Annotated in this window: 11 protein-coding genes; 7 read left to right on the top strand and 4 right to left on the bottom strand. The window is 41.3% G+C overall.

The window, feature by feature from the left end:
• Nucleotides 1-11 precede the first annotated feature (11 nt).
• From H571_RS0108395 to H571_RS0108370, 6 genes are all read left to right on the top strand, one after another.
• Entirely contained in the window at nt 12-203 is a 192-nt protein-coding gene (locus tag H571_RS0108395; protein WP_027848908.1) for a 2-hydroxymuconate tautomerase, read from the top strand.
• 82 nt (nt 204-285) lie between these two features.
• Nucleotides 286-1821 (top strand): methyl-accepting chemotaxis protein, encoded by a 1536-nt coding sequence (locus H571_RS0108390; RefSeq protein WP_027848907.1) that lies wholly within the window; start codon nt 286-288, stop codon nt 1819-1821.
• 174 nt (nt 1822-1995) lie between these two features.
• Entirely contained in the window at nt 1996-2571 is a 576-nt protein-coding gene (locus H571_RS0108385) for an antibiotic biosynthesis monooxygenase (RefSeq protein WP_027848906.1), read from the top strand.
• Nucleotides 2571-3950, top strand: coding sequence for an amidase (locus H571_RS0108380; RefSeq protein WP_027848905.1), 1380 nt, complete (start codon nt 2571-2573; stop codon nt 3948-3950). Before H571_RS0108385 ends, H571_RS0108380 begins: the two co-directional genes overlap by 1 nt.
• A 16-nt stretch (nt 3951-3966) precedes the next feature.
• The gene (locus H571_RS0108375) at nt 3967-4389 is read left to right on the top strand and encodes a GlcG/HbpS family heme-binding protein (RefSeq protein ID WP_027848904.1); all 423 of its coding nucleotides are present in this window, start codon (nt 3967-3969) and stop codon (nt 4387-4389) included.
• A gap of 93 nt (nt 4390-4482) precedes the next feature.
• The gene (locus tag H571_RS0108370; RefSeq protein WP_027848903.1) at nt 4483-4878 is read left to right on the top strand and encodes a tautomerase family protein; all 396 of its coding nucleotides are present in this window, start codon (nt 4483-4485) and stop codon (nt 4876-4878) included.
• A gap of 98 nt (nt 4879-4976) precedes the next feature.
• Here the strand turns inward: H571_RS0108370 and trmA are convergent, their stop codons facing one another.
• Together trmA and murI are read right to left on the bottom strand one after the other, a co-directional pair.
• Complete coding sequence (gene trmA, locus H571_RS0108365; protein WP_027848902.1) at nt 4977-6092, bottom strand: tRNA (uridine(54)-C5)-methyltransferase TrmA; 1116 nt, start codon at nt 6090-6092, stop codon at nt 4977-4979.
• 26 nt (nt 6093-6118) lie between these two features.
• Nucleotides 6119-6988, bottom strand: coding sequence for a glutamate racemase (gene murI / locus H571_RS0108360; RefSeq protein ID WP_036217955.1), 870 nt, complete (start codon nt 6986-6988; stop codon nt 6119-6121).
• Nucleotides 6989-7084: 96 nt separating this feature from the next.
• Between murI and H571_RS0108355 the strand changes: the two genes are divergently transcribed.
• Nucleotides 7085-8443, top strand: a complete 1359-nt coding sequence (locus tag H571_RS0108355) for a hypothetical protein (RefSeq protein ID WP_027848900.1) — start codon at nt 7085-7087, stop codon at nt 8441-8443.
• Between the two features lie 25 nt (nt 8444-8468).
• Here the strand turns inward: H571_RS0108355 and H571_RS0108350 are convergent, their stop codons facing one another.
• Both H571_RS0108350 and H571_RS14740 read right to left on the bottom strand, forming a co-directional pair.
• Entirely contained in the window at nt 8469-10784 is a 2316-nt protein-coding gene (locus H571_RS0108350; RefSeq protein ID WP_051168246.1) for an efflux RND transporter permease subunit, read from the bottom strand.
• Between the two features lie 11 nt (nt 10785-10795).
• Nucleotides 10796-11767, bottom strand: a complete 972-nt coding sequence (locus H571_RS14740; protein ID WP_051168245.1) for a WD40/YVTN/BNR-like repeat-containing protein — start codon at nt 11765-11767, stop codon at nt 10796-10798.
• Nucleotides 11768-11828: the final 61 nt, after the last annotated feature.

The following is an 11828-nucleotide window of genomic DNA, read 5'->3' as shown; positions in this document are numbered from 1 at the left end:
AGAGGTACAGCATGCCCATAGCGCAAATTTATATTATGGAAGGCCGTAGCAATGAAAAAAAAGAAAAGTTAATTGAAAAAATTACTGATGCAATGGTTGAAGCCCTAGATGCACCCCGTGATGTAGTCAGAGTAATAATTACTGAAATGCCCAAGCAACACTTTGGTATAGGTGGTAGTTCAGCAAAAAAATTAGGTCGCTAACCTTATTCAGTATTAAAACAATTATAAAAGTAGTTTTATCTGTGCTTTAGCATAGTGAATTGATAACCAAGTAGGTACAAAAATGCAAAAGGGTGAGTTAAATAAGTATATATTACTCATGAACCCCAAGGGTGATGTTATTTACACCTGTCGCCATACTAGGGATAAGTTCGCTTTAGATAAAGACTCTTTAAAAGGCCTTAATCTGCGCAACTTTAAACACCAAAGTATGCCAGATGGACCAATTAACGATCTTTTTGGAGTTGTAGGTAAAGGTAAGCCATGGTTAGGAGTTATACAGCTTCAGGCTGGGTCAGACGAATTATGGGTTAGTTGTTATGTGTTACCAGTTATTGAACAAGGCCAAGTGGCAGAACTGCATTGCATTATGCAAGAAGCTGATAATGCAACACTTAACCGTGCTAGACAAATTTATGGGTTAAGAAAACAAGGTAAAATGCCTTTACGTTTAAGGCTACCAATTAAATCTACTTGGCAAAGGTTATACCTAGTTTCTTTGCTAGCTATTACACCTATTTTTACAGCAGCTGCTTTAGCAGAGAATAACTGGGTTGTAGGTATTAGCTTTGTTGTTAGCCTTGTACTTTTATTCTTTGCACAACATCTAGTTATGCAACCTTTTAATAGGTTGGTTAATACCAGTAAATCTATAGTACATCACCCTATTAAACAAATAATTTATACTGATACTGTAGATGATATAGGTCAGCTGTATATGGCAATTTCTATGCAGCAAGAACAAACGAGCTCTTTAACCTATAGGCTACAAAACACCTCGGATTTAATCTTTAAACGAGCCAATAAAACTGTAGCAAGCATGGAGCAACTAGTTCAGGCACTAGATCAACAAACTAGTGGTTTAGATCAGCTGTCCAATTCAAGTGCCAGCTTACAAGAAAACGCCCAAGTAATGAGTGCTGAAACCACTTCCAGTAAAATAGCTGTAGAAGCCGCCCTAGCGCAAATTGAGCTAGGTCAAACCACTCTAAAAGATGCAATAGAAGGCAACCACCTATTAGCCGAAAAAATTCAACAAAACCGCAGTTACTTTTTAGAGTTAGAAGCTAGTAGTAACAAAATTGGCGATGTTCTAGTGGTAATTCAAAATGTTGCTGAGCAAACTAACCTGCTAGCTCTCAATGCAGCTATAGAAGCTGCCAGAGCAGGTGATGCGGGTCGTGGTTTTGCTGTAGTAGCAGATGAAGTACGCTCCTTGGCAGCTGAAACCCAAAAATCAGCTGTTAGTATTCAAACAATGATAGAAAGTTTACAAAACGCTACCGAACAAATTTTAAACACCTTAGAAAAAGAGCAAGAAATATCAGACGCAAGTGTTAAACAAATAGATGCCGCTGGTGAAGCCTTTAATAGTATTTTACAAAACGTCGATTTGCTTGTAGCTAGAGTAGATGCCTTAGAGGAAGGCAACAGGCAACAAACTCAAGTTGCAGAAACTGTTGACATGCAAGTGGCTGCTTTTATTGAAGCTAACCAAAAAACCTCTAATGAAGCCAAAGCTGCAGATAAACTTAACCAAGAAGTTGCCCGTATGGCTAATAGCCAAAATTTACTTCTTTCAGGTCTAGCGCAGGCTTAATTACACCTATAATTACTATCAACTTATTAATTAGATATAGTTTTCTTTTAGCTTTAAGCCTCCCGTCCTTTATCGGGTGCTCACTTAACTACGCATGACCATTACGGAGTTTCATCCTACCTATTTACTTGCTGGAACCTTGGCTTCATAGGTATCTTATTTTAGAGGAAAAAAATGCAAGAATACTTACCAGATAATGCAGTCACAGTTGTAGTCTCACGCCGCGTTAAAAAAGGCTGTGAAGAAGAGTTTGAGCAGTTAAGTACAGCTATGTCAGTTGCCGCAAAAAAATTTGCAGGGCACCTAGGTAGCACTATGTTCAGGCCAGCTTCACCTGATGACCCTGAGTACAGGATTGTATTTAAGTTTGCTAGCCAAAAAGATTTAGAAGTTTGGCAAGCATCTGAAGTACGTAAACAGCACTTAGAAAACTTTGAAGGTTTGCTTATAGAACCAGCTAAAACAGAGGTTTTATCTGGGATGGTAACTTGGTTTACCCTACCAGCACGCAACCCCATAAAGCCACCCCCACGTTACAAAATGACCTTTGTTAGCTGGTTAGCTCTTTATCCCAGCGTAACCCTAATTTTTTTACTGTTTGGTGAGCTATTAGAGCCAGTGCCTCTAATTCTAAGAACTTTAATAATAACTGCAGTTTTAATGCTATTAATGACCTACGTGCTTATGCCAAGGTTTACTCGTTGGTTTGCCTTCTGGCTTTACCCCAAGGCAGAAAGGGATCAGCGTTAATGACTATACTTAACACTCCATTGCCTCAGTTAGCACTGGCCTTAAGAAGCGGTAAAATAACTATCACACAAATTATTGAGGCAAGTCTTGCTAGCTATACTGCAAGCGAACATCAGCTAAATGCCTATAAAACTTGGGCAGGTACTAACGCTTTAGAAGTAGCTCAGCATTTAGACAGCTTAATTAAACAAGGTTATGATTTTGGCCCACTGATGGGTATCCCCATATCCGTTAAAGATATGTTTGCAGTCCCTAACCTGCCAACCTTTGCAGGTTCAGCTTTAGACTTAGGTTCAGCTTGGCAACAGCCTGGCAAATTAATTCAAGCACTGTTACATCAAGCAGCTATCATTACAGGCAAAACACATACTGTAGAATTTGCTTTAGGTGGGTTAGGTGTAAACAACCATTGGGGAACTCCACAAAACCCTTGGTCAAAAGATCAAGCCAGAGTTCCTGGTGGTTCAAGTGCAGGTGCAGGAGTATCTTTATGCCAAGGTTCAGCATTATTAGCTTTGGGTACAGATACCGCTGGTAGTGTGCGTATTCCAGCAGCGATGACAGGTACGGTAGGATTAAAAACTACAGTTGGACGCTGGCCAACAGACCAAATAGTTCCTCTTTCTACTTCTTTAGATACTCCAGGTGTTCTTGCCAAAAATGTTACCGACCTAGCCTATGGCTACGCAGCTATAGAAAGCCAACTTAGTGGACAAGAAGTTAAAATACCTAGCCTTGCTAGCTGTAAAGGTTTACGTATTGGGTTAGTAGAAAACTTTTTTTGGGAGGGAGCAAACAATGCAGTAACTCAAGAAGTGCGTCGCGCAGCCAGCCAGTTAGAAGCAGCAGGTGCAGAGCTAATTTCTCTGCAAGTGCCTATGTGTGATGAGGTTTTTGCTTGCTTTCAAGCAGGTGGTTTAAGCGTGGCTGAGCTTGCTGCCTTTTTAACCAATAATCTACCAACTAGCTACGCTAAACTAGACCCTGTAGTACGCACAAGACTAGAAGATGGCGCTGCAATAAGTGTAAGTGAATATTTACAGCGCAAAGATCTATTAGCACAAGCCAGTTTAGTTGCTGCCCAAACTTTCGAGCAGGTAGATGTATGGTTACATCCCACCTTGCCAATAACAGCACCTAGCATGGCAGAAATAGAGCAGCTAGAAGATTATCGTCGTTTAAATATGATTGCGCTGCGTAATCCTTCTATAGCTAACCTCATGGGTTTGTGTGCTTTAAGTTTGCCGGTAGGTGTAGATGAGCAAGGCCTACCTATAGCAATGCAGCTTACTGCAGGCGCACAACAAGAAGTTAAACTCTTAGCCCTAGCTCAAGTTATAGAGCAGCAGTTGGGTTATTTCTCTGACTTAACCAATTAATTTATTAGGATCAAGCATGCCACAATTAATAGAACGCCAAGAATTAGCTTGGCAAGCAGCCTTAACTGCAGCCAAAGCAGCAATGTCCAAAGCCGACGAATTAAAAATAAAAATTCATGTAGCAGTAGTCGATGCAGCAGGGCTAGAGCTAGTGTACTTACGCCATAATGGCGCTTTTTTACATTCAGCCCAAATCGCTCGCGATAAAGCCTACACTTCAGCTAGCTTTGGAATGCCTACTGGAAAATGGTCCGAAATTTTAGAAGACAACCCAGCTTTAAAGCTAGGCTTTCCACATCAAGAACGCTTTATAGTGTTCGGAGGTGGTCTACCTATAAAGCATCAAGACATGCTTTTAGGGGGTATTGGAGTTTCTGGTGGTTCAGCCGAACAAGATGAAGTTTGTGCTCTAGCAGGGTTAGATACAATTAATATTTAGTTAACAACAAGCTATTAAATAACTTAATGAATTGTAATTCAGGTTTAAATCTGAGGATTATTTTCTTGTTTTTTATATAAGAAGGAAAATTTAATGCCAAGTACTTTAATAGAGGTTCGTCAAAATTATTCACCCGAAATTGAAATAGGTATCATAGATGCGGTTCATTCTGCACTTTGTGAGGTATTTAAGATAAAACCAACTGATAAAAATATACGTTTGCTAGTACATGAACCACACAGGTTTGCCTGCCCAACTAATTATGAGCAACCAGAAACCTATACCCATATAAGCATTGACTGCTTTGCAGGACGAACTATCCAAACTAAAAGGTTATTGTATAAATCAATAGTAAAAAAATTGTCTCACTATGGTATACCTGCAAAAAACATTAAAATTTTGCTGCGTGAAATTACTACAGAAAACTGGGGTATTAGAGGTGGCCAAGCTGCATGTGATGTTGAGCTTGGCTTTGATATTAACATTTAGATGTTTTTAAGTATCTTAAATAGAGTTTTTTTAAATAATGCTCAGCACTTACACTTATCTAATGAATGAGAGTGCTGGAAAAATAATTATTTTATATTTTATTTATGGACCAAATAAACCCCACACTCTGCATGGTGGGTGTAGGGGAATTGGTCAAAAAAAGCTAAACGTTCAATATTATGAGTCAAAGTCAGCGTTTTTAAGTTATCGGCAAGCGTTATTGGATTGCAGGAAATATAAATTATCCGCTCATAGTTTTGTACTTGCTCTAGGGTGGCTTTATCTAGCCCTGCTCTGGGTGGGTCTACCAATACAGTTGAAAAGTCATACGCTTGCAAATTGAATTTGCTGGCTTCTTTTGAATCAGGCTCATTTAATGCTTTAGAAAAATCTTCTGCTGCCATGCGTTCAATGCGTACATTCTCAATTTTGTTTGCTTGAATGTTATACTGTCCTGCTGCAACTGAAGTGCGGCTAATTTCTGTACCCAGTAATTGCCTAAAGTTATTGGCTAAGGCTAGGGTAAAGTTACCATTGCCGCAGTAGAGTTCGACAAGGTCACGTTTTTCTTCTCCAGCTTGGGGCCTTGAAACATCCTGCGCCCATTCCAACATACTTTGGCAAATCCACGGGTTAGGTTGGGTAAAACTGCCTTCTACTTGCTTATAAACGAGTGGCTGCCCGTTCACCTGTAAAGTTTCAACAACATAGTCTTGTACTAGTACGCGTTTTTGTTTTCTAGCACGGCCAATAATCATAATGCCCAGTTGTTCTTGTAACTGCCTAGCAGCAACCTCCCAATCATCTTCTAACTGGCGGTGGTAAATTAAGCTGAGCAATACCTGACCAGTTAAGGTGGTTAAAAATTCAACCTGAAACAGTCGATGGCGTAGCAGCGGTACATCGCGTATCGCATCCATTAGTAGAGGCATTAAGCGGTTAATTTCTTCTCCTGCCACAGGGTATTGATCCATACGAACTAGGGTACGGTCTTTTTTAGGGTCTTCACCTATTTCAAACATGGCATAAAAGAGGTCGTCGCCTTCATGCCAAATACGAAACTCGGTACGCAGACGGTAGTGGCTAGCAGGTGAGGCAAATACTTCTAGCTTGGGTGGATTAAATTCAGCAAAAATTTGGTCTAGGTGTTCTGCTTTTTCGGCAAGAAGCTGTGAGTAGATAGTAGGGTTAACCTGAGGCAAACTGGAAGACATGGTGTAATTTAATCTCGTAAAAAGAATTAGCTAACAGGTTCTTTTAAATCAAAACCGGTTAGTTGTTTAATTTGGCTAAAACCAAAGAGTTGTAAAGATTGCGGCAGTTGGCTATCGGTTGCTAAAGGTGCGGTTAACCAGCAGTTAGGAATAAAGTGGGTTGGGCAAGACGGGTTTGAATAACCCGCATCATTAAGTAGCTGTACAACACGACGAGCGATAGCTGCACCTGAATCTATCCACTGCCAAGGTGGCGCACCAGTTTGTTCTGCAACTCTTGCCAAGTGTGGCTGAAGTAATGGAAAATGTGTACAGCCTAGAATAACAGTGTCTAAGCGAGGTTCTGCTAATAAGGGCGCTAGTATTTCTAGCAAATCTTGATCAGCAATCTTACCACCTGCTAAGTAAATTTCTGCTAATTCAACTAGCCGATTACTGCCAACTTTAATGATTTCGCAATCAGCCGCAAATTCGTTAATTAGTTTTTCAGTGTAGGGTCGATTAACTGTACCACACGTTGCTAAAAGGCCAATTTGTCCACTACGCGTGATGAGTGCTGCAGGCTTAATGGCTGGAACCACGCCAACAACAGGTAGCCTACAGCTATTGCGTAGTTCAGGCAGGGTTAAGGTACTAGCGGTATTACAGGCTAAAACAATTAAACTAGGTTGAACTTCACTTATTAAACTACCAACTACTGACAGAACTCTTTCTTTAAGCCAAGCTTCAGTTTTTTGGCCATAAGGAAAGGCAGCATTATCGCAAGCATAAACTAAAGGTAGGCTAGGCATACGCTCTCTGAGTGCTTGTACAACGGATAACCCACCAACGCCTGAGTCAAAGACTAGAATTGGACCAGTGAGTTGTGTTGGTGGTGTAGCTGCTAGATCAACCAAGGTATTGCCTGTTTTAAATTAAACAAACGGTCATTTTACGCCTTGCAGTGACCTTTCAGCAAATCGGAATATTTATCTTTTTTTATTGGTGGAAGCATGTTTTCGCAAAAGAATAAATCTGAGTATGTTTTAGAGTTTACAAGAACATTACCTAAATCTAAAAAAACGGTTGTTAGCCTTTACCTTTTTCCACCAGGGGAAGCGGAACACCTACCTGAACTTTTAGATCGTACTGAATGGAATGCTCGTCCAATAGATTTTCGTTACCGTGTTTTAGGTATTCCTGAAGATAAAAAACAGCATACTGAGCAATCCGTTTCTTTATTGTCGCCCCATTATGAAACCTTGCGTAGTACTTGGTTAGCCAGCTTTCAGCGTTCATTAGAAAAAGTGCAGTATCAAATACAGCAGGCTGGGCTGGGTGAGCAGCATGTCAGTCGTTTAATACTTTTGCTTAGAAGTTTTGCTAAGCGTATTCGTACGAATGTTTCTAGCGAACCTAGGCAAAGCCGTTATCAGCGTCAGTTAGATGTGTATTTTTCTTGGTTAGCAGAACAAAGTTTACTGGGCATAATTAAAAATGAAGCCTGGGCAGATTTACCTGAAACAGCCCAAGCGGAGTTAATGAGTTATTACCATGAAGAAATTGACTACCGAAAAGCCCAAGGTTACTTAAAGGAACTCGATAGTCGTTCAGCACGTATTTTTTATCGTATGCAGTTGTATCGGCGATTCTTAGATAGGTTTATTTTGTTAAAGCCCGATGTGATAGAGCTAGGCAATATAGCACGCCGCAGCGTTAAAGCTTTTATTACCACGCTTATCATGAGTGCCTTTACTATTTTTATTTTTTACTACCGAGATTCAGACTATTCGCTAAGTATAGGTCTTATTCTCACCGTTGCTTTAGTTTACGCACTGCGCGACCTATTGCGTGATGACCTAGTCAAAGTGCTAACTGATTATATTAGAAAAGATAAAGCCTTATGGAAGTTAAGGTATCGGAAAAGCAAAAAAGCCCCTTTGCTGTTTCAACAGTTTTTGTGGCGTTCAATTATTAGTTTTGAGCAGCTACCCGAGAGGGTGAAAAAGAATAGTGGTAAGTGGTTTTTTAGTGCAGGCAACAATATCTTTTTCTTGCGATCAGAAATTGACGGGGAAGGTTATTTAGACCTAGAAGAGAATATTGAAGAAAGTATCGAAATTGACTTTAAGCCTTTTGCTGACCTGCTTAGCAGTGTTAAAACACCCATTTATCACTACGATTTTAATGATGAAGAGGCCGAGGTGGGAACTCACTTAATAGAGCAGCGGCATTATTACAACCTTGTTTTGGTCAGCGAAGACTTAAAAGGTGAGGAGCCTATCAAGGTGCAGCGCTGGAAGCTGACCTTGACGGCTGATGGCATTGTTAATTGTATTGTTGGCCGAGTGATTGAGCCTTCTAAAACCTAGTCTTATAAAGCCTAATTTTTAAAATCTAAGCTTTGGATGGGTCTTTAAGTAGGTAGTGAGCAAAAGCAGGTAGCAGCCAAAGTGCGCCAATCATATTCCACAAGAACATGAAGGTAAGCAAAATGCCCATATCTGCTTGGAACTTAATGGGTGAGAAAACCCAAGTACCCACGCCTATTGCTAGGGTTAAACCAGTGAAGCTAACTGCCTTACCTGTAGAGCGCAGCGTATGATAATAGGCATCTTGTAAGCTTTTACCTTCACCTAGGTATTGGCGTAGGCGTGAGTAAATATAAATGCCGTAATCCACACCTATGCCCACACCTAAAGCAATAACCGGTAGCGTTGCCACCTTTACACCTATGCCCAGTTGCGCCATAAGTGCCTGACAAAGCACTGAGGTTAAGCCAAGTGGTGCCACAATACATACCACGGCACGCCAAGAGCGGAAGGTAATAAATACTAGCGAAGCCACAACGGCATAAACAAAAATCAGCATAAAGGTTTGTGCACGGGCAATTTCTTCGTTGGTAGCCGCTTCAATACCCGCACTACCCGCCGCTAGCATAAAGCGCGCGTGCTCAGAGTTGTTTTCAATAGCAAAGTTTTCTACCGCCTTGGTCACTTCAACCAAGGTATTTGCTTTATGGTCTTCTAAATAAAGAATGACGGGTAAAAGATCGCAGCGGTTATTTATCATGCCAGCAGGTAGATTACTCATGGCTTGGTTAAGCACAAACTGATTGCGAGCAAGGGTTTCCCACTTCAAATTACCTTCATTAAAGCCTGCAATTACTCGTTTGGTAATGTAAGCAGGTGACAAGGTGCCTTGCACGCCCGCTACATTTTGCATTTGCCATTCAAGCCTATCAACAGCTTCTAAGGCTTCATAACCTACACAACCCTGTTCAGGTGTTTCTACCATAACGACCAATACATCGGCACTGGTGGCGTAGTTGTCAGTAACATAGGCGTTATCTAGGTTGTAACGTGAATCGGGGCGTAACTCGGGTGCGCCTTTATCTAGGTCACCAATTTTTAAGTCGGCACTGGCTATAAAGCCAAAAATACCTAAGAGTAAAGCGGCAGCTAAAGACCAGGGTGCAACCTTGGCATGAGTAAAAAATGACAAGCGGTGCCAAACGGGTGAGTGTTCTAAGCGCTTATTTTTAGCACGCATAATGCTGGTTAGGCTGACACCTAAATAAGACATCAGTAAAGGTAAGAGAATTAAGTTAGTCAGAATAATAACCGCTACACCTAAGGAGGCAGCAACGGCAAGCTCTTGAATAACTTGAATATCTATAAATAGCAGGGTCATAAAACCTATGGCATCTGACACCAAAGCTAAAATACCGGCTATGTATAAACCACGGAAGGCTAGGCGAGCTGCAGTAATGCGATCGTGACCAAAAGAGGCTTCTATTGCCATGGCATTGATTACTTGAACACCATGCGAAACAGCGATAGCAAAAACTAAAAAGGGTACTAGCATGGAATAGGGGTCTAAGCCGTAGCCCAAAAGGTTAAGCAGACCTAACTGCCAAGTAACCGCAACGACGGAACACAATAAAGAGATTAAAGCACTTTTAATGCAACGCGAATAAAGGAAGAGCAAAACAAAGGTGATTAGTAGTGCAACTAAAAAGAAGAAACCAACTTGCGTTGCACCATCAATCAAGTCACCAATAAGCTTAGCAAAGCCAATAATGCGCACATCAAACTGTTCATCACTAAACTGGTTACGTACTTCTTCTAAAGCAGCAGAGAAGGCTTGGTAGTCGAGCGGTTTGCCATCAACCATTTCTAATAATGGCGCTACAACAATGGTTGAGCGAAAATCGTTGGCAATCATAATGCCAACCTGACCCGATTTAAGCAGGTTTTCACGCAGCTCTTCTAGGCTGGCTGGGCTACCGTCGTAGGTATCAGGAATAACCGTACCACCTTCAAAGCCTTCTTCTGTTACCTGAGTCCAGCGCACAGCTGGGTCCCATAAAGACCTAACAGCTGACTGGTCAACACCTTCTAAATAACGAATCTCTTCATAAACATCTTGTAAGCGCTGCATATATTCAGCACTAAAAATATCAGCGCCTTCTTGTTTGGCTGTTACCACAATACGAACGGCATTACCAAGACCGCGCAAGTCATCTTGGCGATCCATAAAGTTTTCTATGTAGGGGTGAGAAAGCGGAATAAGCTTTTCAAAGCTGGCTTCAGGTTTTACTTGAATTGCTTGGTAGCCTAAAAAAAAGGTTAATACTAAAAAGAAGACTAACCAGATAGGTCGAAAGTTAAAAAAGGTATTTTCGATTAGGGGAGCTTGTTTTTTATTCATAAAGATAGTCCTTATCGACCCAAGGTTTCAGGTAAGGGCAGGTTGTGTAGACCACCACGCCCTACAGCAATAATTTCTTTGCCTTGGCGTGCTGCTGCTAATAAAGAGTAGCGTCCTGGCAGAGTGTGTAAGTTAAGTGCTTGAGCAGGACCAGTTAAGTACTCACCATTTTGACCTAAAAGAACAAGCTGATTATCCTCTAACACTAGGCCAGTATTTAAGGTTTGTTCCCCTGGGTGTTGAATGGCTTGCCATGAGTCACCGGAATCTAAACTCATAAATAAATTACCTCGCAAACCGCTGGCAATGACTTGTCCGGCTGGGGTGGTAGTTATACCAAAAAATGACCCATCGTAATCTAACTGTAAAGCTTCCCACCTAGTACCACCATTGGTTGAGCGATAGACGCTGCCACGCTCACCGGCAATAAATAGGTTGCCTTTTATGTCTTGGGTAATGGCATTGTTGTGATAACCCTCGGGGTTAGGTAAATCATCCATTAAGCTCTGCCAAGTTTTGCCTGAATCCTTGGTTGTAAGCAGTAATCCATAACCCCCCACTACAAAACCTTTTTGTTCAGAAGTGAAATAAACATCTAAAAGCGGCGCTTCTTCAAGATCGTGATGAATTAATTGCCAGCTAGCACCCGCATCTTCGCTTCGTAAAATCATCGCTTCGTGCCCTACAGCAAAGCCCACTTGGGGTGTAGGAAAGTAAACACTGGTTAGCTGACTGGTCACTGGTACTTGAGCCTGCTGCCATGCTTTGTCTAAATCACGGTAAATGATGTGTCCTCGTTCACCTACAGCAACTAATCGATTTCCAGCAGTAGTAATATCAAGCAGTAGAGATTGAGTGACCAACTCAGATTTAAGTGCTGGCCTAACTAAGGCAGAGTCTGCAACAAGGAAGGGTGCGTAGAGGATTAACGCCAGTAAAAGGTAAGTCATTTGCAGTCGAGAAGACCAGTAACTCGAAGCCATAGCAATCTCCATTGTTTTTATTTGCTGATGAAAACTAACTTTAGCACCAAGTTGCACATCA

The sequence above is a fragment of the Marinospirillum minutulum DSM 6287 genome (assembly GCF_000422325.1).
In the GTDB taxonomy this organism is placed as follows: domain Bacteria; phylum Pseudomonadota; class Gammaproteobacteria; order Pseudomonadales; family Halomonadaceae; genus Marinospirillum; species Marinospirillum minutulum.
This window is presented reverse-complemented; position numbering and strand designations above follow the sequence as displayed.